Source organism: Bowmanella pacifica (assembly GCF_014645355.1).
Lineage (GTDB): Bacteria > Pseudomonadota > Gammaproteobacteria > Enterobacterales > Alteromonadaceae > Bowmanella > Bowmanella pacifica.
The window spans coordinates 181,810-206,869 of the sequence record NZ_BMLS01000005.1; the positions used below are offsets into that span (position 1 = coordinate 181,810).

Below are 25,060 nucleotides of genomic sequence, written 5' to 3' on the forward strand. Positions count from 1 at the left end.
TTCAATCTATGGTTTTTACCGGGATCGCATCTAACTGCCAACGCCACGAGGCCACGGTCGGATTGACCGGCAGCATATCGATACAATCTACAGGACAGGGCTCTACGCAAAGGTCACAGCCCGTACATTCATCCGTCAGCACGGTGTGCATCTGTTTGGAAGCCCCGACTATGGCATCAACAGGGCAGGCCTGAATACATTTGGTACACCCGATGCATTCATCTTCGCGGATAAAGGCGACTTTTTTGACTTCTCCCTCGCCATGCGCTGAATCCAAAGGCTTGGCTTCCACCCCCATCAGGTCGGCCAATTGTCTGATGGTTGCTTCGCCCCCTGGTGGGCATTTATTAATATCATCACCGTTGGCAATGGCTTCAGCATAGGGACGACAACCGGGAAAGCCACATTGGCCACATTGAGTTTGCGGCAAAATAGCGTCTATTTGTTCAACTAAGGGGTCACTTTCCACCTTAAAGCGTATGGCCGCGTATCCCAGTACCAAGCCGAATATCAGTGCCAGCAAGCCGATAGCTACAAGAGCGTAGAACAAGGTCATCAGAGTTTAACCAAGCCGGTAAAGCCCATAAAGGCAAGGGACATAAGGCCAGCGGTAATCATGGCAATGGATGCGCCTTTAAATGGGGTAGGGACATCGGCTGCGGCAAGCCGTTCTCGCATGGCGGCAAACAGGATCAACACCAGAGAAAATCCAGCTGCGGCACCAAAACCATAAACCACAGATTGGATAAAATTGTGTTGTTCACGCACATTCAGTAATGCCACCCCCAACACTGCACAATTGGTGGTGATAAGGGGTAGGAATATACCCAGTAAGCGGTACAGGGTAGGGCTGGTTTTATGCACCACCATTTCGGTGAACTGCACCACAACGGCAATCACTAAGATAAAACTCAGGGTGCGCAAATAACCGATACCTAAAGGTAACAGTACATAATGTTCAACCAGATAACTGGTTAGTGAGGCCAGGGTTAGTACAAAGGTCGTCGCCATCGACATACCGATGGCTGTTTCCAGTTTGCCAGATACGCCCATAAAAGGGCAAAGGCCGAGAAAATTGACCAATACAAAATTGTTTACCAACACTGTGCCAATTAGCAGCAGGAGATATTCAGTCATGCCTATACGGAGGTTCGGATTGCTGGGCTTATTATCCGTTTTTACGAGCAGATTAACAACTTGATATTACTAGGGTTATTAATGGAAAAATGTAGGTATAGTGCGGCTTAGCAAAGAGATAAGGAGAATTTTAGCCTAGGAGTGGCTCCCCCTCCCCGACTCGAACGGGGGACCTGCGGATTAACAGTCCGTCGCTCTAACCAACTGAGCTAAGGGGGAACAGAAATGTATTAGTGAATTTGGCTCCCCCTCCCCGACTCGAACGGGGGACCTGCGGATTAACAGTCCGTCGCTCTAACCAACTGAGCTAAGGGGGAGCAGATATTCACTATTGAAGCGACATTTCTAACGTTAGAAGGGCCGTTTCAACGGAGGCGAATATTAATGAGCTGCCCTAAGGGTGTCAACAGCGGAATTAATAAATTTTACCACTTTATGACTGTTTGGCTATTTGCTAGGCAAACAGGTGGAAAGTTCGCCCCTTGGGCATCGATGTGATTGTGAGGATCTAGACGATCCTGGCCGGACATCAAGTGTGTGGGGTAAGGATCTATGATGGGAATAAAAAACGACCGCTTATCCAAATTTGTTATTACAAAACCCTTGCAGGCTGTATAGGCAAACAGTGTTTAACAAAACTGCAACATAGCACTGGCGTCCCAAAGGTTAGTGGCGACTTACCATTTTTTGTCCACAGTGGGGTGAAAAACGCGAGGCCACTGGGCAGACAGGAGTTATCCACTAAATCTGTGGATAACTATGTTGATGAATCGGGAGAAAATGCGCTGAGCGCAGTAAAAATGCTGTCAAGGGGGCAGGTGTAGAAATCTTGATTATTTTGATAAAGTGCTTATTTAACAATGCTTTATGTTGTTTCTTGGTGAATGGTTGGACATCTTGGCCGAATTTTGCACGCGAATGTACATTCCTTGTTAGTTGTTTTTGTTTGTAGAAATTAAATTATCCAGTAAATCAGTTGATTAAACTCGCTGATGAGGTTCTTCCGGCTATTGTGCTTGACTTAACCTGCCGCCATTAAACCACGTCAGAAATTACGCTAACACTCATATTTCCATACAAATGTTCTGTATCGATCAGTTGGTCTTCTGAGGCTCCTCCCTTATTATGGAAGGCCAATTTACTGATTGAGCGACACAGTGCGATCTTCCGCCAGCCATGATTTGATTAATCGCCCCATAGCTACCACCTTGAAGCAAATGACCCTTCCCATGATTATGGGTATGGTGATGCTGATGACCTTTGGGTTGGTAGATACGTTTTTTGTCAGTTTGCTAGGGACGGATGAGTTAGCGGCAATCAGTTTCACTTTTCCGGTTACCTTTACGGTCATCAGCTTGAATATTGGTTTGGGTATCGGCACCTCTGCAACTATTGCCCGTTACTTGGGGGCCGGTAATGCGCATCTGGCCAGGGAGTTTGGCAGTGGTGCCCTGATGCTGTCTTTTTTACTGGTCGGATTGCTGGCCGTAATCGGCTTTTTCTCTATCGAACCGGTATTTCGTTTGTTGGGCGCGTCCGAGTCTCAACTTGTGCATATACGCGACTATATGCATATCTGGTATGTGGCGGGTATTTTTCTCGCCTTGCCTATGGTGGGTAATGCCGTACTCAGAGCCTCTGGTGATACTAAAACCCCCAGCGCCGTGATGGCCGCAGGGGGACTTATTAATGCGATTTTAGATCCTCTGTTGATCTTTGGCTGGGGACCCTTTCCAGCTCTGGGTATACAAGGGGCGGCATTGGCCACCATGATCGCCTGGATCGCTGGCTGTGTTTATATCCTGTATTTGCTGGTTCAAAGAGGCTTGATCTTGCCACGTCTGTTAACACTGAGTGAGTTTCGCATGACCAGCCGCGCGGTGTTAAAGATTGGTCTACCGGCAGCGGGAGCTAATATGCTGACACCTGTCGCTAATGGGGTTCTGACCGCGATTGTGGCGACCTACGGTGCAGAAGCTGTGGCAACCTGGGGGGTGGGAAACCGATTGGAGTCTATCGCTTGTATTGTCGTGCTGGCGCTGTCTATGAGTTTACCGCCTTTTATCAGTCAGAATTTTGGTGCTGGCCGGATAGATAGGGTGAAAGAAGGTTACATGCTGTGTATGCGATTCGTTATGCTGTGGCAGTTTGGGATCTTTTTACTGCTTTGGTTGGCATCGCCGCTGATCGCCATGACCTTTGCTGAGGAGCAGCGCGTGGCCGACCTGATCCAGCTATTTTTGATGATAGTGCCACTTGGGTATGGTTTGCAGGGCATTATTATCCTGACTAACTCGTCTTTTAATGCCATGCACAAGCCCATGAGTGCACTGTTACTGAGCTTGTTGCGTTTATTTGTGTTTTTTGTGCCGATTTCTTACCTTGGCAGCCGTTTGTATGCCTTACCTGGCATGTTCGTGGCCGGTATTCTCGCCAATGTACTCACGGCCTTGGTGGCATTTTTGTGGTTTAAACGTTTGTTGGAAGAAGAGCATCAATTGCAGCAAGCACAGGAGGTGGCCGGATGAGCCGTGGATTTGAACTGAAAGCCAATTATCGTCCAGCAGGTGACCAGCCCAAAGCCATTGAGGCATTGGTCGACGGACTGGATAATGGCCTGGCTTGTCAAACCTTGCTGGGGGTTACCGGGTCCGGTAAGACCTTTACCATGGCCAGCGTGATTGAGAAAGTGCAGCGTCCTACCTTGATTTTGGCTCACAATAAAACGCTTGCCGCTCAATTGTATGGGGAAATGAAAGAGTTTTTCCCCAACAATGCGGTGGAGTATTTCGTTTCTTATTACGACTACTACCAACCTGAAGCCTATGTTCCTACTACCGACACCTTTATAGAGAAAGATGCGTCTATCAACGATCACATTGAGCAAATGCGTTTATCTGCCACCAAAGCCTTGATGGAGCGCCGTGATGTGGTAATAGTGTCCAGCGTATCCGCCATATATGGCTTGGGTGATCCTGAGTCCTATATGAAGATGTTGTTACATCTGCGCCAAGGAGACCTGATGGACCAGCGCGACATCTTGCGTCGTCTGGCCGAGCTGCAATATACCCGTAATGATGTGAGCTTTGAGCGCGGTACTTTTCGTGTACGTGGGGATGTGATTGATATTTTTCCGGCTGATTCCGATCGACAGGGCGTCAGGGTCGAATTGTTTGACGAGGAGATTGAAAAGATCAGTCTGTTTGATCCGCTGACCGGGGCGGTGGAGAAATCGGTAGCTCGGGCCACGGTATTCCCTAAAACCCACTATGTGACCCCAAGGGAAAAAATCCTGGATGCCATTGAGCATATCAAGGTTGAGCTCAAAGAAAGACGCGAGCAACTGAAAAGCGTGAACAAACTCATCGAGGAGCAACGTATTGCTCAGCGCTGCCAGTTTGATATCGAAATGATGCTTGAGCTTGGTTATTGCTCAGGGATAGAAAACTACTCACGCTACCTGTCCGGACGGGCTCCGGGTGAGCCACCGCCAACCCTGATAGATTATTTTCCGGCAGATGGGTTACTTTTTATTGATGAGTCACACGTCACGGTGTCACAGATTGGTGCCATGTATAAAGGCGACCGCTCGCGTAAGGAAACGCTGGTGGAATACGGCTTTCGCTTACCTTCGGCATTAGACAATCGTCCCCTTAAATTTGAAGAGTTTGAACAACTGTCTCCCCAAACCGTTTATGTGTCGGCTACACCAGGTAAATATGAGCTGGAGAAATCGGCCGGCGATGTGGTGGAGCAGGTGGTCAGGCCCACTGGTCTGGTGGATCCTGAGTTGGAGATTCGTCCGGTGGGGACTCAGGTGGACGATTTGCTATCCGAGGTGCACAAAAGAGTGGCCTTGGATGAACGGGTGTTGGTGACAACCCTGACCAAACGTATGGCTGAAGATTTAAGTGATTACCTGGACGAGCATGGGGTAAAGGTTCGTTACCTGCATTCTGATATCGATACGGTAGAACGGATGGAAATTATCCGTGATCTGCGTCTGGGCAAGTTCGATGTATTGGTGGGAATCAACTTATTGCGAGAGGGCCTGGATATGCCAGAGGTCTCGCTAGTGGCCATACTGGATGCGGATAAGGAAGGTTTTTTACGTTCAGATCGCTCTTTGATTCAGACTATTGGCCGTGCGGCCCGACACCCGAATGGCAGGGCGATACTCTACGCCGATGTGATAACAGGCTCGATGCAGCGTGCTATTGACGAGACCAACCGACGCCGTGAAAAGCAGCAAGCCCATAACCTGGAACATGGTATTCAGCCACAACGGCTGAATAAACCTGTTACCGATGTGATGGACTTAGGTGAGCGTAAGCGAACCGAGCGACAGGCTAACGTGGCTGAGAATCGTAAAGGCTATGCAGCTCAATCGCCAGACAAGTTGTTGCATGAGATTGGTGAACTGGAAGATAAAATGTTTAAACATGCCAGGGAGTTGGAGTTTGAACAGGCGGCTGCAGTACGCGACCAGATCGAGCAATTACGCCAGCAGTTAGTCGCTATTTCATGACAAAATAGCCAATCTAAGCGGTGAGTGCAGGTTACAGGGCTGTGAAATATACCCGAAACCGATAAATTGTTGTTTGCCAGGCTGGTCTAAACAAGTGTAGTATCTTTTGGCATACCTATAAGATCTGGACCGATATGCTAAACAGACTACAAGAATCTGATATCAAGTTGTTGAGGGTGTTTTACGCTGTGGCATCCTGCAATGGTTTTACCGCCGCTGAGCCTGTGCTGCGTATGCAGCGACCCAACATTAGTGCCGCCATCAAAAAATTGGAAGAGCGATTGGATTTGGTGTTGTGTCATCGCGGTCGTGGTGGTTTTCAAATGACCAAGGAAGGCGAAGTGGTTTTCCAGGAAACCAAGCGCATTTTTAATGCCTTTGATAACTTCGTTTTTAATCTCAAAAGTTTACATGATGACTACTCGGGGCATATTACGCTGGTACTGATGTCCAGTTTACCGCTGAGTTTGTCCCAGGCCGTTAGCCAGGCGGTCAAGAGCACCATGCAGAAGTTTGATGATATTCACTTTAATATCCAAACGCGTCTCTACAACGAAGTGGAGCATGTGGCCTTGTCTGGCGAATGTCATCTGGTGGTGTCCAGTTACGATATGGTCAAACCAGAGTCCTTGGTATTTCATCCGCTTGGCGTCGCCAATAGTGGCGGACTGTACTGCCATGAATCGCATCCACTGGCCAAATATAGAGAAGAGTTTCCTGATAAAGTGCGACTGGAGGATTATGCTTCCATCGGTATTACGGGGTTGTCTTCGTCTAATTACATTGGCGAAAATCAGCGCATGTCGATTCACACCTTTTCTGACTCCTTTGAGTCATGTATGGCGGCGATATTGACCGGCAATTATCTCGGGTTGCTGCCGCATTCACTGGTTAATAGCAATCCAGGGCTGGGGTTAGTGCAGGTGGGTGGTGTGGACTTTAGTTTTAAGCACGAGTTTTATGCCATCAATGGCAAAAATACCATTCTCAATCCGGTGTTGAAGCACTGTATTCGGGAGTTGGCCTACTTCGCCACTAAAAATAGCTGATAAAAGCCACCACAGAGGCGGCTTTTTACTGTTATTCGTAGGGGAGCGGGTCGGTTACCCCGTTTTCAGCAAAAGCTTCCAGGCGCTCATTGCAGGCGCCACATTGTCCGCAGGCTTTATCTCTGCCGTTATAGCAGGTCCAGGTTTGGCTGTAATCCAGTCCCATGGCTAACCCATCGGTGAGGATGGCTATTTTACTCACGTTTAGATAAGGGCTGACGATTTCCACTGGTTCATAGTTGGCGATGGCGCATACTTCATTCATTTTAATCACGAATTCCGGGCGACAGTCGGGGTAGATGTTATGGTCGCCGGAGTGGGCACCATAATAGACTTTGCTGGCGCCAAGCGACACTGCGTAGCCTACCGCCATAGATAGCAGAATCATATTGCGATTGGGCACCACGGTGTTTTTCATGTTTTCTGCTGCATAGTGTCCTTCGGCAACATCAATATCCTGACTGGTCAGGGAAGAGTTCCCGATCAGTTGGTTAATGGCGCTGATGTCCACCACCTTATGGTGGATACCTAATTCCTCACACACTTTCGCCGCATAGACGAGTTCTTTCTTGTGGCGTTGACCGTAGTCAAAAGACAGCGCATACAACTCATAGCCCTCACGATGGGCTTTGTTCAAAACGGTGAAGGAGTCCATCCCCCCGGAAAAAATCACTACTACTTTTTGTGCCATTTGGCTGCCTTCTCTATAATCTGCCAACTTGGTGCTAATCATACCAGTTTTGCCCGGTCTGGCTCTATGTTCAGAGTCGACCACCAATGTAATTCAACCGCAGGAACTTCTTTTGAGTAACAGCCTGAAAATCAATGAAATGTTCGAAACCATTCAGGGAGAGGGCAGCTTTACCGGCGTGCCGGCCATTTTTATTCGCCTGCAAGGGTGCCCGGTCGGATGCCCATGGTGTGATACTAAACATACTTGGGAGGTTGATCCTGAGCGCGAACATGCAGCCCAGCAAGTGTTAAGTAAGTCGGAACCGGACGACAGCTGGTTTAGTGACAATGCTGAAGGATTATTACAGCTTTTTGTTTCTCAAGGTTATAAGGCCAGACATGTGGTGATCACCGGTGGCGAACCTGCCATGTATGATCTTAGGCTGTTGACCTCGGTATTGATTGATGCCGGCTACTCGGTCCAAATAGAGACTAGCGGTACTTTTGAGATCCTCGTGCACGACAAGACTTGGGTGACCCTATCTCCTAAAGTTAATATGCAAGGGGGCTATGAGATCCTGGATCAGGCATTAGCGCGCGCTGATGAAATTAAGCATCCTGTGGCCATGGCTAAGCATATTGATGAATTAGATACCTTGTTAGCAAGAGAGGCGACCAACCCAGGCGCACAAGTTTTCCTGCAGCCTATCAGCCAGCAGAAGCGCGCTACAGATCTGGCGGTGGCGACCTGTATCGAGCGTAATTGGCGTTTATCCCTTCAAACTCACAAGTATATCGGCATAGAATAGGTCGAGGCGGATGTAACGAGAATAATATGTTGAAATCCAAACTTTTACTGGCATTAGCCGGGGTGTGGTTTAGCGGTGCGGCGACCGCTGCCACCTGGAATATTGTTTACCCAAGGCCGATGTCTGAGTTGGATGATCGTACTCGTTATCCGGTGGAACTACTGACCCTGGCGCTGGAACACACCGGGGTTAATTTTAAGCTGACCGCCAGTGACAGAATCATGCTGCAGGGGAAAGCTATCAGTCAGTTGGAATCTAACCGGGAAATCAACGTGCTGTGGAGCATGACGGATAACCAGCGAGAAGAAGAGTTGCTGCCTATTCGGATCCCCATATTCAAAGGCCTGATTGGGTTACGTTTGCCATTAGTAAAAATAGGCAGTCGTGCCAACTTCACCAATATTAATAATCTGCAAGCTTTGCTGAACTTCCGTCCTATTTCCGGCAGTGATTGGCCGGATACTAAGATTTTGCAAGCCAATGGTTTTGATGTGGTAATGGCCGAAGACTACGACCAGTTGTTTTATTCACTACAACAGGAACGTGGTGATTTTCTGCCGCGTTCTGTGGTGGAGATTTGGTATGAATTCGAATTGCATGTTGATCAGCAACCCTTGAGCATCGACAGCAATGTTGGACTCTATTATCCCACTGCCACCTACTTCTTTGTGAATCGTAAGAATGTGGTGTTGGCCAAGTTGATTGAAAGTGGTCTGGAGAAGATCATTGCCAACGGCAAGTTTGACGAGCTATTTATGTTCGAGCACAAAGCCATGCTGGAAAATGCCGGGTTGGAGCAGCGCACTATTTTGCATCTGGATAACCCCATACTGCCTGCGCAAACACCATTGTCGAGAAAAGAACTCTGGCATCCGGTACCAGAATAAGAAAAGGGGCTGACGCCTGTCTCTTGATCACATTTCGGTATCAAGGGACTGGGCCAGCTCATACCCCCTCAAGGATGGTTCGTAATTTGAACCATCCTTCCCACAGGGATTGCCATCCCACTCTGCCATTTCGTTTACTGTCATGCCAACCACCCAGCTTACCTATGTTTAGATAGGCCCAGCGCAAGCTTGGAGGCTGCTTGGGAAGGCTGCCTTTCTCCCGCTTTTTCCACAGCAGCTTCCACTCGATATTGCTCAATATGACTTCACAACTTTGTTGTTCCGCCTGCGTTTTATCCATGCCCATGAATTGAAGCTGATGTACCCTTACGGCAATAAACGCCAGGACCACTATCATACGCTCCAGATTGTCTTTGCTGTGCATGCGCAGTTTTTCAACCTGTGTACCGCCACTTTTCCATGCCTTGTGAAACTCTTCTACCAACCAACGCCTTTCATAATACGTAATGATGCGCTCTGCTTCGGCTTTGGACTGCACGTTTTCCGTCGTTAACAGGTGCCAGCTAAGCCCATCAGCATGAGCTTGCTCGATACAGCTTACGTAGTACAGTGGTGTCGATGTACCTGATTTGTTCGATGGCATTTTGATTGTCACAGGGGCGTAACGGACATCGCAGGTCGCTACGCGGGCTTTACGCCCTCCCTTCTGGGGGATGACGACTTGTCGTGTGCCTGCGCTATGCAATGCCGCGCCATAGGCGTAGAGCTTATTACCTGCTTCTTCAATATGACGACTCAACATAGAACGCACCACAAAACGTTGCTGGTGTTCACATTTGTATTTTAGGTATTCAATCACGTCTGATTCGCGGTCACAGACCGAGATGACCCGAGAGATGTCGGCTCCCAGACGCGTGGCCATATGCCTTGAGGCACGCTCCCACTTAACACTCTCTTTTTCGTGATACGGCCGCTGAGTTGCGCGTTTGTGTTGTCCCATCTGCTCGACGTCTCTTGTCCATCGAGTTTGCTCAATTAACCCCAGAACATGATGCTCATGCGGCGCGTAAAGCAAGATAGAATGCGCCTGCATCCCTCGGGATGACTTGTGAGACGTAATATGACCCAACTCATCGTGCACACTGGCGTGGTTAAAATTCAACGAGGTGGTGTCTTCAAGGGCCAAAACAGTGTCAAATTCGCAGACAAACTTTGCTGTCGCCTGAAATCCGGCATCGGCAATCGCATCGGCATCAATGGCGGGATTACGAACGAAGCGGTAGGCCGCTTCTATTTCCGCAGAACTGCTAGAGGCTTTCACAATAGATTTTCCAAGTTGGTCGGCTAGCGCGCCCGCCAAGCGAACTAATCGATGAACGCGTCGCTGGTCACCTAGCTTTGCATGTTGGAATGTATCGTAAGCCCAATCGCTTGAATTTATAAGCATTGCGTATTCCTCCACTCTCAATGTCAAAGTGGAAGATCACAACAGGTAAAAAGAGTTCAAAAAAAATCCCCCGGCAATGCCGAGGGATTTGTGTAGAAAAGACAGGCTGAGGCCCCTTTTTTAATGCTGCTTAGCCGTCCAGACCCACGCTCATTTTGGCCCAGTCCATCAGGCGTTTAAATAGCCCGCCTTCCTGAACTTCCTGCAAAGTCACCAATGGATATTGGGCAACATCCTCGCCGTCCAGTTGCAGATACAAGGTACCCACAACCTCACCTTTGGCAAGAGGAGCTTCCAGCTTTTTGTTAAGTTCAAAATTAGCTTCCAGATTTTTGCGTTGTCCGCGTGGGATCGTAATGGGGGTGTCAGCCGTGATACCCAAATCTACGGTGTCTTTGTCGCCCATAAAGATTTTGTGAGAAACAAAGCTCTCACCGGCCTTGTAAGGCACAATAGTTTCAAAAAATCTGAAGCCGTATTTCAGCAATTTGCGGTTTTCTTCCTTACGGGTGCGTTCACTGTCAGTTCCCATAACCACGGATACCAAACGCATATCATCCTGAATGGCTGACGTAATCAGGCTGTAGCCAGCGTCATTGGTGTGACCGGTCTTAATACCATCAACATTTAAACTCTTGTCCCACAGCAAGCCGTTGCGGTTGTACTGTTTGATGCCGTTGTATTCAAACTCTTTCACTGAATACACCTGATATACCTGCGGCACATCGCGGATAATGGCGGCGGACAGCAATGCCATATCGCGGGGCGTGGTATAAAGCTCGGCATCGTCCAAACCATGACTGTTGGCGAAGTGGGAGGAACTCATGCCCAGTTTTTCGGCATAGCTGTTCATCATGCTGGCAAAGGCGTCTTCGCTGCCAGCAATATGTTCTGCCATGGCAACGCAAGCATCATTGCCCGACTGCACGATAATGCCGTGCAGCAAATCAGATACTTTGACCTGCTTACCTACTTCGATAAACATTTTCGACGATTCAGGGAAGTTTTTGGCCCAGGCATTTTGTGACACAGTGACCATGTCATCCATTTTGATGGCACCGCTTTTGAGCTCCATACCGATAACGTACGCGGTCATAATTTTTGTCAGGCTGGCGGGCGCCAGACGGATATCCGCGTTGCTTTCTGCAATGACTTTACCAGTATTGTAGTCCATCAGGACATACCCCTTGGCTGCCACTTCCGGAGGGCTGGGGATCACCACTGCCGCATAGGAAATGGTGCTGAAGAGTAGAAAAATGAAGCTGACAATTAGTCTTGTCGAAGAAAGTTTGGTTTTAAGCATTACCCGTCCACTTTTTTGTATCTGTCATGTTCTGTCGAGTGCCGATCCCAGACGGGATCCGCGCCAATCACAGGCTGGGCGACAATATAACATTAATCATTTGCTTTGTGCCGCCAGGTTAGCGAGTTTTAGAGTGTATTTAGCCGAAAAAGTGCCGCAACTTACCTTAATTGACTGCTTTTCTCGTCAAGCTTGCGGTTTTAATGCGGGGCATACAGAGGATATGCCTTCTCGTATCCGTTGCGCTTTAGTTCTTCTATCAGTTGTCTGGCATGCCCTTCGTTATTCAGTGGCCCCAGGCGTAGTCGATAAATGCCCTGATCGTGTGGTACGTGAGTCGGCAGTTGGTAAAGAGTTTCAAGGCCCTTGGCCAATTGTTGGGCTCGCGCACCGTCTGACAGAGCGGCGACTTGAACAAACCAGGCCAAGCTGTCCACTGGTTTAAGCGGTGGTATTTGCGGTTCACCCGCTATCAGGACCGTGCCATCTGATTCAACATGGATGGCATCGAGTTTGACTTTGGTTGTGCCTGTTTTGAGCATATCCAGTTTCATGGCTGCGGCGTAGGAGAGATCTATAACACGTCCACCATGGAAGGGCCCACGGTCATTAACTCTGACGATGACCTGCTTATTGTTAACCAGGTTTGTAACCCTTACGAAAGAGGGGAGCGGCAAGGTTTTATGGGCGGCTGTCATGGCATACATGTCATAAATCTCACCATTAGATGTCAGGTGGCCGTGAAATTTCTGACCATACCAGGAGGCTTCCCCTTGTTGTTGGAAGTTTTTGGCTGTCTCTATGGGGGTGTAATGTTGACCAAAGACTTGATAGGGGGCGTTACCGCCACGGCTGTAATCTTCGTAGGCTGGTACGGCATCCTGCAATGAAATTTGCGTGGGCAGACGATGAGGAGCAGAATCATGTCGCTGGCTATAGCGCCCTGTAGGGGCAGTACTGCAAGCAGCAACCAAGGTCATCAGGCAAATGGCCAACAATAGTCTCATATCGTACTTCTATCTGGATAACAGGCGTCGTTGTGTACCAATAGCCATCAGCATGCCAAATCCGGCTAATAATGTCACCATTGATGTCCCCCCGTAACTGACCAGTGGTAAGGGAACCCCCACCACTGGCAATATGCCGGAAACCATGCCCATATTAACAAATACATATACGAAGAATGTTAGGGTCAGGCTGCCAGCCAATAGTTTACTGTAGGCATCTTGGGCGCGCATGGCAATGATCATGCCGCGGACAATGATAAAGCAATACAATGCCAGCAACAGCAGGATGCCGGTAAAGCCAAATTCCTCACTGAATACCGCGAAGATAAAATCCGTATGGCGCTCGGGCAGAAATTCCAACTGTGACTGTGTACCGTGCAGCCATCCTTTACCCGAGAAGCCACCCGAACCTATGGCAATTTTTGACTGAATAATGTGGTAGCCCGAGCCGAGAGGATCGGACTCCGGATTCAAAAAGGTTAACACACGCTGCTTTTGGTAGTCTTTCATCAGGAAAAACCACATTACGGGCGCAAAGGCAGAGGCTAATACTGCCACTGAACCTATTAGTTTCCAGCTCATCCCGGCCAGAAACAGCACGAAAAGCCCGGCGCTGGCGATGAGCAATGAAGTGCCTAAATCTGGTTGTTTGGCGATAAGTAAGGTAGGCACCACCAGCAGAAGAAAACCACCAACAATATGCAGTAACCTGGGCGGAAGATTAAAGCGGCTGATATACCAGGCCATCATCATGGGAACGGCCAGTTTCATAATCTCAGATGGCTGAAAGCGCATAAACCCTAAATCCAGCCAGCGCTGAGCGCCTTTTCCAACAGTACCTATGGCCAATACCGCGACCAGCATTAATATGCCAACCACGTAAAAATGCACCGATAAACGCCGGTAAGCCAAAGGTGGGATCTGCGCGACGACAAACATAACGCCTAATGCTAAGGTCAGACGGATCAGCTGGCGCTTGATTAAATCCCAGTCCTGGCCGCCGGCACTGTAGATCACAAACAAGCCGACACCCATCAAGGTGAGCAAACCCAGCAACAGCGGCAGGTCAATATGTATCTTTTGCCAGATACTGCGCTTATTCGGGTCTAACTTGGTTTTCTGCATAAGACTCAAGTGGGTGGATAGTGAAGAAATAATCCATTATTTGGCGTGCAATTGGCGCGGCCTGAGAGCTGCCACCACCGGCATTCTCCATGGCAACGGTGATCACAATTTGTGGGTCGTCATAAGGGGCATAGCCAATATACATAGCGTTATCCCTGTGATGCTCGGCAATTTTCTCAGCGTCATACTCTTCGCCGTCAGCAATACTGATGACCTGGGCCGTCCCTGTTTTACCAGCGGAAATATATTTAGTGTTTCTAAAGGCCTTACGGGCAGTACCATGCTGGCGATTAACTGTACCGTACATAGCATCCATTACCACATCCCAGTTCTCTGGATGTTTCAGAACCAGCGGGGCGAGTTCTCTGGGTTCATTGAGCTGCATTTGCCCATCCACATAGCGGCCGCGCAATAACTGCGGCACATAACGGGTCCCCTGATTAACCAATACGGTAACGGATTTGGCTAACTGCAATGGTGTGGTAGTCCAGTAGCTTTGGCCTATGCCTACCGAAATAGTGTCGCCGATATACCACGGCTGATTGTGCTTGGCCCGTTTCCAGCCCCGGCTGGGCATATTGCCGTCAGATTCTTCATACAAGTCGATGCCGGTATAGTCACCAAAACCGAATTTAACCATCATATCGCTGATACGATCTATACCCAGGCGATAAGCGAGATCGTAGAAAAAGGTGTCGCATGACACTTCAATGGATTTTGTTACATCAACCCAGCCATGGCCCCATTTCTTCCAGTCACGCCAGGGGCGTTCAACGTTTTTAAGCTGATAGACGCCGCGATCAAACATTTTGGTTTGTGGGGTGATGACTTCTTCCTCTAATCCCAATAAGGCCAGGTGGGGTTTTACTGTGGAGGCTGGAGGGTATTGTCCTTGGGTGGCCCGATTTATTAGTGGCCGGTCGGGAGACTGCAATAACTTGCGATAATCTTTGCTGCTAATGCCATGTACAAACAGGTTAGGGTCATAGCTAGGATTACTATAGAGCGCCAACACAGCACCGTTATTGGGATCGATGACAACCACTGAACCACGGTAGCCAGCCATCAGATCCTGAATCACTTTTTGCAGCTTAACATCGATATTCAGCACAATATCTTCGCCGGGAATAGGCGGCTGGAATTCCAGGGTGCGAATGATCCGTCCCTGGTTATTCACTTCTACTTCCTGATAACCAACCTGGCCGTGTAATCTGTCCTCGTGGAACTTTTCTACCCCTTGTTTACCAATATTGTAAGTGGCGGCATAGTTATCTTCCTGACCAGCCTCTACCAGCTTTTGCAGATCTTTTTTATTGATTTTGGCTACATAGCCGAGCATATGGGTCAGGGTGTCAGCATAGGGGTAATGTCGGGTCAGACGCGCTTCTACCGAGACGCCCGGATACCTATGTTGGTTGGCTGAGAATTTTGCCACTTCTTCATGACTGAGACGTGTCTTTAAGGCCACAGGTTTAAAGCGGCGCTGGCTTTTCAGCTCCTGGCGGAAGTCTTCAATATCTTCTTCGGAAATAGCCAACAGCTCGGCCAACTCCAACAGGGTATTGTCCAGATCATCAACCTGCTCGGGAATCACCTCCAGTGTGAAAGAGGGCCGGTTCTCCGCCAGCAGTTCGCCGTTTCTATCGTAAATCAGACCACGGTTAGGCGCGACGGGGAGTACCTTGATGCGATTCCCGTTGGAACGGGTTTGGTAGTCCTGAAAGCGGGTGACCTGCAGATAGTAAAGATTACTGATGAGGATGCACAACAAGCCGACAATACCAAGCAGGGTAATGACGGTGCGCCTGGCAAACAAGTTGGCTTCGGCACTGTGATCTCGGATGGTTATGCGTTTTGGTGGCATTAACGACTAATTTTCCACGCCTCACTCCCTATGATAGGGGTGATTATTATTCAATGACCAGGCTCGGTAAAGACTTTCCGCCAGCACGATACGTACCAGCGGGTGGGGCAGGGTGAGGGTCGACAGCGACCACTTCTGCTCGGATGCCTGAATACATTGCGGCGCCAATCCCTCTGGCCCTCCGACCAACAGGCTGACATCGCGTCCGTCCATTTGCCAACGCTGCATTTGCTGCGCCAACTGACCGGTATCCCAGGGCTTCCCTGTTACCTCCAGGGTCACAATGCGGTTACCTTTAGGAACAGCGGCCAGCATCTGTTCGCCTTCTTTGTGCAAAATACGCTGAATGTCGGCATTTTTGCCACGTTTACCGGCGACTATTTCTACCAATTGCAGCGGCATATCTGAAGGAAAGCGTCGAGCATACTCGTTGTATCCGGTCTCCACCCAATCCGGCATTTTCGTGCCTACTGCGATAAGTTGAAGTTTCACCTTGGCTTAGCCCCAGAGTTTTTCCAGTTGATAGAAATCACGGGCTTCGTCCTGCATCACATGCAGGATAACGTCGCCAAAGTCTACCAGTACCCATTCACCGCTATCCTGACCTTCAATGCTCAGTGGCGTAATGCCGGCCAGTTTGGCTTCCATCACCACTTTTTCGGCAATGGATACTACATGGCGTTTTGAATTACCTGAACATACCAGCATGGTATCTGTGATGCTGGATTTCTCGGCCACGTCCAAATCGATCAGATCGCGTCCTTTCATATCCTCGACCTTGTCGATAACAAATTGTTTGAGCTGTTCGTGTTCCAAAGGTTCTCCTCAATAGACAAAAAAGGCTCAGTTCACGGCCAGACCGCCGCGAAAAAGGGCGCGCATTCTAACATGGCTGGTTAGGCACCTGATACAGCTTGTGCTGCTGAATATAGGTTAGAACAGCCGGCGGCAACAAATCCGGTTGTTGGCCCTTGGCCAAAATGTGGCGTAACTCGGTCGATGACTGACGAACAGCCCGGGTTTGCGCCAGCAAAATGTGGCCATGGGTGGTCGCTTTTAAACGCGCAGGGTTATCTGTTTGATGCTCACGCAGCAGGGTTTGAATAGTAGGGTTGAACTCGGCCGGGTAGTCGCCTCTTTGGCACACAAGTATGTGGCAAAGTTTGAGTAGCTCCTGCCAATGATACCAAGTGTCGACACTTTTTAGAGAGTCCATTCCTATGATAAAAATCAATGCTGCCGCCGGGCTTTCCTGGCGGTACTGGCGCAACGTTTCCACTGTGTAAGAGGGCAGGTTGCGGTTCAGTTCTCTTGGGTCCACCGAAAACAGTGGCCAGTCTTGGCACACCAGCTCCAGCATGGCCAAGCGATGTCTTGCACTGACCTTTGGACCAGGCTTGTGCGGTGGAATATGGCAGGGCAGCAGACGAACTTTGTCTAAGCCAACCTGTTTGGCTGCATCGGAGACCGCATACAAGTGGCCCATATGCACAGGATCAAAGGTGCCGCCAAATAACGCGATGACCTCAGTCATGTATACTCCAGGGAGATCCCCTGCAATGGCATAGGTATAAAAAGCAGGCAAAGATGGCACAATTCCACATAAGGTCTGGTTAGCGCGGATTGCTTCAGAGCCTGATCTAAGCTTCCCAGTTTATGTTGCATCTGTTCAAGGTGTGCAGCATCTAAACGTTGTAAGGCTTGCTGGTAGAGAGCTTGACGATTGCTCCAGATTTTATATTTGTTCCACAACCCGGCCAGATTTTGTCCCTGATTACGGGCAAACTGCAGACTACTCAGCGTTTGCCATTCACGTACTAGGGCCCATAACACAATAGTGGGTTCAACCCCTTCGCTTTCCAGACGATACAGCATTTTAACTGCTTTTTGCGCGTCACCGGCCAACAGTACATCTACCAGTTGAAAAACATTAAAACGGGATTGATCAACCAGGGCTTGTTCGGCCTTAGCTCGGTCAAGCTGACCTGCTGGGTAAAGAAGCGCAAGCTTATCAATTTCTTGGCGTGCGGCCAGCAGATTGCCTTCGCAATAGTCACTGAGCAGTTTAGTCACATCGGACGTGGCCTGCAGGCCAGCGCGACGAAGGCGGTCTGCTATCCAGCTGTTTAGCTGTTTACCTTCCAAGGGGTAACAGGGAATATAGGTTCCTTGCTTATCCAGGCTTTTAAACCATTTGGCATTTTGTACGTCTTTGCCGATGCGGGGGCCATGTAAAATCAGCAGCACATCAGGGCTAGGCTGTAATGCCAATTGGGTGAGTACTTTGGCACCCTCAACGCCGGGTTTACCACTGGGCATTTCCACTTCGATAATCTGCCGACTGGCAAACAGCGACAAGGTTTGACTGGCTTCCAGCAACTGATTCCAGTTAAACCCCGTGTCGGCGACCAAAGACGTGCGTTCATCAAATCCTTGCTGGCGAGCCTGTTGTCGAATAGCTTCCAGGCTCTCAAGTTTCTGCTGCGGTTCGTCGCCGAAGATCAGGTAGCAGGCCGACAGACCTTTGTTAAGGGCCTCATTGAGCCGGTTTGGATAAAGCTGCATCAGGGCTGTTGTTCGGTTAACTGGCTCAACTGACGGATGATGCGGTCGGCCGCTTGCCTGCGCAATTCATCCAGAATCAGATTCAATTCTCTGGACTTAGCCAGTACCGCATTAGGATCGTCCTGGTATTCACGGTTTAAAGTGAACTCCAACAACTGCGCATCCTGTCCCGGCAGCATGACTTCAAAGCGCACATGGTAATTGAGCTCGTATTCGGCCACCTGCCCGGTAGAGAATAGGGACAGCAAGCTGCGCTCCAACTTTTCAGGGTAAAGATAGAGGGTAATGTCCTCCTCCTGAGGGGAGGACAATACCTGCACCTTGTAGCCTTTCAAACTGGTTTTCAGTGCTCTGGGCAGGGGGGCATGTTGGTTGTCGCTGGCGACATGCACCTTGGTGACTTTGTCGCCTAACAACCCGGTTCCACGTAAATGGAAGCCACATGCACTCAGCAGCAATGCTGAAACCAATACGAGACTCAGCCTAGTCATTAATTGGCCACAATGTTAAGCAGTTTACCCGGCACGTAGATAACCTTACGCAGGGTTTTACCATCGGTATGCTGGCGTACGTTATCCTGTTCAAGCGCATGGGCTTGTACTTGCTCCTGAGTGGCATCGGCTGCCACTGTCAGTTTGGCTCGTACTTTACCGTTAACCTGAACCACGATGAGTTTTTCATCTTCGACCAGAGCAGACTCATCCACTTGTGGCCAAGGGCTAAATTCAATGTCCTGATGGCCAAGCTGAGTCCACAGGCTGTGGCAGATATGTGGAGTAATAGGATTGAGCAAGGTCAGAATGACTTCAATACCTTCACGCACTACTGCCAGGTCCTGTGCATCTGCCTGTGGTGCACGTTGTAAGTGGTTAAGTAATTCCATTACCGCGGCGATGGCGGTATTAAAGGTCTGGCGACGACCAATATCATCAGACACCTTGGCGATGGTTTTATGGATTTCGCGGCGCAGGGCTTTTTGATCCCCATTTAATACGGCTTTATCCAGGCTGGTAACCTCGCCTGCATCCAGATGATCCTGAACCAGTTTCCATAAACGCTTCAGGAAGCGGTTCGCACCTTCCACGCCAGATTCCACCCATTCTAATGTTTGTTCTGGTGGGGCCGCGAACATAGTAAACAAGCGGATGGTATCTGCACCATACAGGTCAATCACTTCTTGCGGGTTGATGCCGTTGTTCTTTGACTTGGACATCTTGGTCATGCCGCCATGAATCACTTCCTGGCCATCACTGCGCAATATAGCGCGCACAACCCGTCCTTTTTCGTCTTTCTCCACATCGACATCGGCCGGTGAATACCAAGTCTTGGCGCCCTTGGCATCTTCGCGATAGAAAGAGTCGGCCAATACCATGCCCTGACACAACAAGCGTTTGAACGGCTCGTCGGACTGGACCAGTCCCTCGTCACGCAATAATTTGTGGAAAAAGCGCGAGTAGAGCAGGTGCAAGATTGCATGCTCAATACCGCCGATATACTGATCTACTGGTAGCCAATAATTGGCTTCCTTAGCATCTAACATACCTTGATTAAATTGGGCTGAGCAATAACGGGCGTAATACCAGGAAGATTCCATAAAGGTATCGAAAGTATCGGTTTCACGCTCTGCGGGTTGTCCCTGATAAGTGGCCTTACGCCACTCAGGGTCCGCTTTGATGGGGGAGGTTACACCGTCCATCACCACATCTTCCGGCAGACGTACCGGCAGCTCATCCGCTGCCACAGGCACAGATTCACCATTGGGCAGATTCAGCATTGGAATGGGAGTGCCCCAATAGCGCTGGCGGGATACTCCCCAGTCGCGTAAGCGATAATTTACTTTTCGCTGGCCTTTGCCTTCGCTGCTCAGCTTGTCTGCAATAGCGTCAAAGGCTTGCTCAGAGGTCAGACCGTCGAACTGGCCGGAATTTACCAGCAGGCCTTTTTCTGTGTAGGCCGCTTTGGACAAGTCCACCTCGCTGTTATCGCTGGCAGCGATAACTTGTTTAATGTTCAGGCCGTATTTAGTGGCGAACTCCCAATCGCGTTGGTCGTGACCCGGTACAGCCATAACTGCGCCAGAGCCATAGTCCATCAGAACAAAGTTCGCTACCCACACAGGTACCGCTTCACCTGTGATGGGGTGGATAGCGGTAATACCTGTGGCACAGCCCTTTTTATCCATGGTGGCCATATCGGCTTCGGCCACTTTAGTGTTCTTGCACTCTTCAATAAAGGCGGCCAATTGTGGATTTTGCTTAGCCGCTTCCAATGCCAGTGGATGCTGGGCAGCCAGGGCCACGTAAGTCACGCCCATCAAGGTATCTGGACGGGTGGTGTAGATATCGAAACTGGCGTCAACGTCTTTGACCTGGAAGGTCATCTCAATACCTTCGGAACGACCAATCCAGTTACGCTGCATGGCTTTAACCTGATCCGGCCAGTTTTCCAGCTTGTCCAGGTCGGCCAGCAATTGCTCGGCATAGTCGGTGATCTTGATAAACCACTGTGGGATTTCCTTACGCTCAACCAGGGCACCAGAGCGCCAGCCACGACCATCAATAACCTGTTCATTGGCCAGTACGGTTTGGTCAATAGGATCCCAGTTTACGGTGGCGTTTTTCTTATACACCAAGCCTTTTTCATACAGGCGGGTAAAGAACCACTGTTCCCAGCGATAATAATCGGGTTGACAGGTGGCCAGCTCGCGGTCCCAGTCGTAGCCGAAACCCAGGGACTTCAGCTGATTTTTCATGTAATCAATATTGGCGTAGGTCCATTTGGCGGGGGCGGTCTTGTTATCGATGGCGGCATTTTCTGCCGGCAGACCGAAGGCATCCCATCCCATGGGCTGCATAACATTCTTGCCTTGCATCCGCTGGAAACGACTGATCACATCGCCTATGGTGTAGTTACGCACGTGACCCATATGTAAGCGGCCACTTGGGTAAGGGAACATGGAAAGGCAGTAGAACTTCTCCTTGTTATCATCTGGCAGGGCTTTGAATAGACCGCTTTGTTGCCAGTAATGTTGGGCGTCTTTTTCTATCTGCTGGGGATTGTACTGTCTTTCCATCAATCTTGGGTTCCGAACTACAAAAGTTGATAAAGGTTTAGCCCCATAGAATACTTCACTGGGGCCGTCAGGAACAATAGCAAGGGGGGATTTCTCTGGTTTCGCTGGTAGCGATATCCATATCCTTGCTTAAATGTCCTGGTAAAGATGACGCGTTATTCGTTACAGGCACTGGTAATAAGGAGTAAAAGCATGAAGAAAAGTGACTCTTCTCAGTACAGCAAGTTGCTTGAAGAAATGTCCGACTGGGTAGTGCATTCGGTGGAACAGGATGTGGTAGACCTGATGGAGATTCAGGCCAAAGCCAAAGCGTACCTGCAAGCAGCTGGGGAATTAAGCAAGGAAGAGGCTCGTTTGTTGGAGAACACGCTGACCAGAGATCTGGAGACCTTTGCCCATCACTGGCAGCAGGACGCAGATGCGTCGCCCTGGTGGCAGGCGACCAAAGATAAACTGTGGTCATTGCTCGCTGACGCGTCGGATAAGAGTGGTTTGGCGCTGCATGAGTCTTTGCGTGATATCCAACATCAGGGTATCTATCACGCGGGTGAGCTGGTGGCATTAGGGGAGTTGGAATGTACCCAATGCCATCACCGACACAGTGTTACCCATGTTGAACGTATTCTCCCTTGTCTTGAATGTGGACACAGCCGATTTTCAAGAGCCTTGTAAGCACATTTACCAGCCCAGCCAGTAAAGAAAAAAGGCCGCGATGAAAATCGCGGCCTTGGTGTTTTTCCTGATCAGAAACTTAGTTCATATCCCAGGGTGATATAGCGTGGTTTGCCCGGTTGCAGACCACCGTGCACCCGTGTGGCCGCGTATTCGCGATCAAGCAAGTTATCGATTAGTAGTGACAGGCGCTGATTGTCAGCCAATTGATAATGCACGCTGGCATCTACCACGGTTTGAGCTTTCACGCGCTCTTGGTCGGCAATCTCTCCCTGTCCTGCATTAGTGCGCATTTCCTGCTGGTAGCGCAGGCTGAGGTTTGCTTGCCAATCGCCACTTTGCAGGCCGGTTTGTAACAGCAACTGATGGTCTGGCAGGTAAGGCAATTCGTCACCTTTTTGCACACTGCCCCAAATTTCATTATCTGACTCAAAGCTGTTCTGGAACTCACCTTTGGTGTAGGTGTAGGTCAAACTGACAGGGATCAGCAGGTTATCGGCCTGGAAGGTCTGGCTTACCAGCATTTCAAAGCCCTGAATGTCCACCTCACCGGCGTTGTATTGATTACCAATATTGGCATCGTCACAGCCCTGGCTGGCGGTACAGTTGCCATGCATATTGTCGTATTCACTACTAAAGGCGATAGCTTCAAAAGCCAAGTCGCTATCGCGATAGCGAACCCCGGCTTCTGTGCTGAGACTCTTTTCTTCAGCTGTTTGCTCGTTGCCCGGTGATGGCGGTGCGACTCCCCGTTGTACACTCCCGATCAGTACCCAGTTATCGCCGAATTGATAACTCATACCCAGCATAGGGTTAAGTAATGATAAGTCATGCTGTTTGACGCTCGGGGCTTGTAAACGATCCGGTGCTTTATTCCAATCTTCGCGCTTCATCTTTACATCTTCGTAGCGCAGGCCGGCATTGATTGTCAGGTTATCAAATACCAGGCTACCCTGAGCGTACAGCGCGAGCGCATCGGCGCTACTTAAACGGTTAGTATCTGTGCCTGGTACGCCAGCACTGTCCAAACGCATTGCCAGACTGGCGTCCATCAGATAATTATCTGTCCATTGGAATCTGTCTTCTTCATCTTCGTGTAACCGTGCTCCCAGTACTAACTGGTGCTCGCCTAAACTCAGGCTGTACTCGGTTTGAATCCCTTGGCTAAGGTATTGGCGGTTATTGTTCTTTAGCCGCACGGCCAGCTCACCTTCAGGATTAGCTTCAAATTCGCTGGCTAGTGCTAACCCACCACCGCTCAAGCTTTTACCGCCGATTCGGTCTGCTTTATACCAGTTACGAGCAAATTCATTGCGATAAACTGTGGTGACTAAGCTGCTGTCATTGTTAATCAACCAGCTGTGTGACACCTGAATCAGGTCGTGATCGGTGTTCATCACATCCAGTTGCGAGGCTGCATAGCGGCGCAGTGGGTCGTTGGCGAAGTCTTGGTCGGTAATGCCAATATAGGTCTCATCAGAGCGTTCTTCTGCCTGGGCTAATTTAACCAGTAAATGATGACGACCATCCTCGGTCAGCGTGGCAGAAAACTTACCCAGTAAATCATGTTTCTCAAAGCCGGTATCCTGGCCGCCAGGTAGAGACTTAAAACCATCTGCTGCATAGCGAAAGCCCTCCACCACAGCACCGAAGCGTTCAGTGGAGCCGCCCAGAACCAGATGCTCTTTATTAAAATTATCGGTGCCCAGTGCCAGATTCAGGCGCCCGGCAAATGCTTGCTCTGGGATATCAACGGAATTGAGGTTGATTACGCCGCCGGTTGTCCTGGGACCAAAACGTACCGAAGAAGTCCCTTTTAACACTTCCACTGACTGCATGCGTCCCATGGTGGGAAAATAATAAGCCGCAGGGGCTGTGTAGGGGGCCGGTGCCGCCAGCACGCCGTCTTCCATAATGACCAGCTTGTCGGAGCGATCCTGACCTGTGCCGCGCATGCCAATATTGGGACGTAATCCATAACCATCTTCTTCGGTGACGTAAACGCCTGGCACACTTACTAAAGCGCGCATAACGTCTGTGTAAGCAAACTGAGCGAGGGTCTTACTGTCAAGGTAATGGGCCGAGCCCGGAATATGATTAATGGTTGAGGTAGAGCCCAAAACGGTGAGTTTTTCTACGTTGTCATCAGCAAATACAGGTGAAGCTGCCACGGCCAATGCCAAGGTCAGTTTGGAAAAGTTGTGCGTCATGATAAATCCATCAAGGTTGATGAGTGCGTGAGCAGAAGAATTTAAACGCGCTAACTTTAACAACTATGCTATTGCGAATCAATCTCATTGGCTTGTCTGCGCGCAATTTTATTGGTGGTTAGTGGTGTCAGGGCAGACTACTGGTCGTAGGGGCTTAAGGCCTGTACCTGCATGCTGTAGGCGGCGGTAGCCACCTCGTTCTCGGTAAGCTGAGTGGAAAGAATGCCTGACAACCAATAGGCCTGGTAAATATCATTCACTTTATAGCCGGGGGGAAATTGCAAGTAGATGATTTGATTGGGAGGTGGCGGGGGCATATGGATACAGGCACCGAAGTAGGGCACCAAAAATGCGCTTTGTACGCTGTTATCCGCATGGTATTCCAATGGCACAACAAAACCTGCCAAGCGCAGCGACTGCTTGTCAAATTCTGAACGAATGCGGGTGGATACTAAGGCCGCGTTGAGACGTTGACGTTTTATTTCATCTATTTGTTGTTGAATGCTGTCGGCTTCCTGTTGATCTGCCTGTGGCACAGCAAAAGGATCGTCGCTGTGATTGATCGGAGGGGCTTCATCAAAGGCTTTTTGATCTTGCTCGGGTAACAAAGCTTCCCATTCGATGGTACGAAAATCGTCAGCCACCAAGACCAATGGCGTGAATACAAGGATAAGCAAAATTGCAAGTCGCATTGGAAACCGACAGAATAGCCTGAAGAATGTTACATCATAACAAAAAGTGGTCTGAAGAG

Annotated in this window: 21 protein-coding genes, 2 tRNA genes and 1 pseudogene; 6 read left to right on the top strand and 18 right to left on the bottom strand. The window is 49.5% G+C overall.

The annotated features are described in order from the left end of the window. Position 1: 1 nt before the first annotated feature. From rsxB to IEX02_RS15280, 4 genes are all read right to left on the bottom strand, one after another. Entirely contained in the window at positions 2-556 is a 555-nt protein-coding gene (gene rsxB, locus IEX02_RS15265; RefSeq protein WP_188697063.1) for an electron transport complex subunit RsxB, read from the bottom strand. Beyond that, positions 556-1,137 (bottom strand): electron transport complex subunit RsxA, encoded by a 582-nt coding sequence (gene rsxA / locus IEX02_RS15270; protein WP_188697065.1) that lies wholly within the window; start codon positions 1,135-1,137, stop codon positions 556-558. Before rsxA ends, rsxB begins: the two co-directional genes overlap by 1 nt. Before the next feature lie 142 nt (positions 1,138-1,279). Beyond that, positions 1,280-1,356, bottom strand: a tRNA-Asn gene (locus IEX02_RS15275). A gap of 21 nt (positions 1,357-1,377) precedes the next feature. Beyond that, positions 1,378-1,454 (bottom strand) — tRNA-Asn (locus IEX02_RS15280). A gap of 828 nt (positions 1,455-2,282) precedes the next feature. Between IEX02_RS15280 and IEX02_RS15285 the strand changes: the two genes are divergently transcribed. The 3 genes from IEX02_RS15285 (at position 2,283) to IEX02_RS15295 (ending at position 6,714) form a co-directional block, all read left to right on the top strand. After that, positions 2,283-3,665, top strand: a complete 1,383-nt coding sequence (locus tag IEX02_RS15285) for an MATE family efflux transporter (RefSeq protein WP_373285020.1) — start codon at positions 2,283-2,285, stop codon at positions 3,663-3,665. Then, positions 3,662-5,665: an excinuclease ABC subunit UvrB gene (gene uvrB / locus IEX02_RS15290; RefSeq protein WP_188697067.1), complete on the top strand. Its 2,004-nt coding sequence runs from the start codon at positions 3,662-3,664 to the stop codon at positions 5,663-5,665. The genes IEX02_RS15285 and uvrB overlap by 4 nt, the downstream gene beginning before the upstream one ends. Positions 5,666-5,799: 134 nt before the next feature. Further along, positions 5,800-6,714, top strand: a complete 915-nt coding sequence (locus IEX02_RS15295) for a LysR family transcriptional regulator (protein WP_188697069.1) — start codon at positions 5,800-5,802, stop codon at positions 6,712-6,714. 31 nt (positions 6,715-6,745) lie between these two features. On the opposite strand, the gene queC is transcribed toward IEX02_RS15295, so the two are convergent. Further along, complete coding sequence (gene queC, locus IEX02_RS15300; protein ID WP_188697072.1) at positions 6,746-7,405, bottom strand: 7-cyano-7-deazaguanine synthase QueC; 660 nt, start codon at positions 7,403-7,405, stop codon at positions 6,746-6,748. A 139-nt stretch (positions 7,406-7,544) separates the two neighbouring features. On the opposite strand from queC, the gene queE reads away from it, so the two are divergent. Together queE and IEX02_RS15310 are read left to right on the top strand one after the other, a co-directional pair. Then, complete coding sequence (gene queE, locus IEX02_RS15305) at positions 7,545-8,195, top strand: 7-carboxy-7-deazaguanine synthase QueE (RefSeq protein WP_188697366.1); 651 nt, start codon at positions 7,545-7,547, stop codon at positions 8,193-8,195. A 26-nt stretch (positions 8,196-8,221) separates the two neighbouring features. Then, positions 8,222-9,082 carry a type 2 periplasmic-binding domain-containing protein gene (locus IEX02_RS15310; RefSeq protein ID WP_188697074.1) on the top strand — a complete coding sequence of 287 codons (861 nt, stop codon included), beginning with the start codon at positions 8,222-8,224 and terminating at the stop codon, positions 9,080-9,082. Positions 9,083-9,109: 27 nt separating this feature from the next. Here IEX02_RS15310 and IEX02_RS15315 read toward each other — a convergent pair. The 11 genes and pseudogenes from IEX02_RS15315 to leuS all read right to left on the bottom strand — a co-directional run bounded on the left by IEX02_RS15315 (position 9,110) and on the right by leuS (position 21,430). Beyond that, positions 9,110-10,490 (bottom strand): annotated as a pseudogene (locus IEX02_RS15315) (IS4 family transposase). 130 nt (positions 10,491-10,620) lie between these two features. Then, the gene (locus tag IEX02_RS15320; protein WP_188697077.1) at positions 10,621-11,793 is read right to left on the bottom strand and encodes a serine hydrolase; all 1,173 of its coding nucleotides are present in this window, start codon (positions 11,791-11,793) and stop codon (positions 10,621-10,623) included. Positions 11,794-11,993: 200 nt separating this feature from the next. Then, the gene (locus tag IEX02_RS15325) at positions 11,994-12,800 is read right to left on the bottom strand and encodes a septal ring lytic transglycosylase RlpA family protein (RefSeq protein WP_188697080.1); all 807 of its coding nucleotides are present in this window, start codon (positions 12,798-12,800) and stop codon (positions 11,994-11,996) included. 9 nt (positions 12,801-12,809) lie between these two features. After that, entirely contained in the window at positions 12,810-13,925 is a 1,116-nt protein-coding gene (gene rodA, locus IEX02_RS15330; protein ID WP_188697082.1) for a rod shape-determining protein RodA, read from the bottom strand. Further along, on the bottom strand, positions 13,897-15,789 hold the full coding sequence (gene mrdA / locus IEX02_RS15335) for a penicillin-binding protein 2 (protein ID WP_188697085.1): 1,893 nt from the start codon (positions 15,787-15,789) through the stop codon (positions 13,897-13,899). The genes rodA and mrdA overlap by 29 nt, the downstream gene beginning before the upstream one ends. A gap of 21 nt (positions 15,790-15,810) precedes the next feature. After that, a complete protein-coding gene (rlmH, locus tag IEX02_RS15340; protein WP_188697087.1) occupies positions 15,811-16,281 on the bottom strand; it encodes a 23S rRNA (pseudouridine(1915)-N(3))-methyltransferase RlmH in 471 nt (156 codons plus the stop codon). Between the two features lie 6 nt (positions 16,282-16,287). Continuing rightward, complete coding sequence (rsfS, locus tag IEX02_RS15345) at positions 16,288-16,605, bottom strand: ribosome silencing factor (RefSeq protein ID WP_188697092.1); 318 nt, start codon at positions 16,603-16,605, stop codon at positions 16,288-16,290. A gap of 67 nt (positions 16,606-16,672) precedes the next feature. Then, a complete protein-coding gene (gene nadD / locus IEX02_RS15350; RefSeq protein WP_188697095.1) occupies positions 16,673-17,323 on the bottom strand; it encodes a nicotinate-nucleotide adenylyltransferase in 651 nt (216 codons plus the stop codon). After that, positions 17,320-18,354, bottom strand: coding sequence for a DNA polymerase III subunit delta (holA, locus tag IEX02_RS15355; RefSeq protein WP_188697097.1), 1,035 nt, complete (start codon positions 18,352-18,354; stop codon positions 17,320-17,322). Before holA ends, nadD begins: the two co-directional genes overlap by 4 nt. Next, on the bottom strand, positions 18,354-18,845 hold the full coding sequence (locus tag IEX02_RS15360; protein WP_188697101.1) for an LPS-assembly lipoprotein LptE: 492 nt from the start codon (positions 18,843-18,845) through the stop codon (positions 18,354-18,356). The genes holA and IEX02_RS15360 overlap by 1 nt, the downstream gene beginning before the upstream one ends. After that, entirely contained in the window at positions 18,845-21,430 is a 2,586-nt protein-coding gene (gene leuS, locus IEX02_RS15365) for a leucine--tRNA ligase (protein ID WP_188697103.1), read from the bottom strand. Before leuS ends, IEX02_RS15360 begins: the two co-directional genes overlap by 1 nt. Positions 21,431-21,619: 189 nt before the next feature. Here leuS and IEX02_RS15370 point away from each other — a divergent pair, with 189 nt between their 5' ends. Further along, positions 21,620-22,099, top strand: a complete 480-nt coding sequence (locus tag IEX02_RS15370) for a zinc ribbon-containing protein (RefSeq protein ID WP_188697107.1) — start codon at positions 21,620-21,622, stop codon at positions 22,097-22,099. Between the two features lie 71 nt (positions 22,100-22,170). Here IEX02_RS15370 and IEX02_RS15375 read toward each other — a convergent pair whose 3' ends face one another. After that, positions 22,171-24,309, bottom strand: a complete 2,139-nt coding sequence (locus IEX02_RS15375) for a TonB-dependent receptor family protein (RefSeq protein ID WP_188697110.1) — start codon at positions 24,307-24,309, stop codon at positions 22,171-22,173. A gap of 137 nt (positions 24,310-24,446) precedes the next feature. Further along, positions 24,447-25,001 carry a DUF3299 domain-containing protein gene (locus tag IEX02_RS15380; RefSeq protein ID WP_188697112.1) on the bottom strand — a complete coding sequence of 185 codons (555 nt, stop codon included), beginning with the start codon at positions 24,999-25,001 and terminating at the stop codon, positions 24,447-24,449. Between the last annotated feature and the right edge of the window lie 59 nt (positions 25,002-25,060).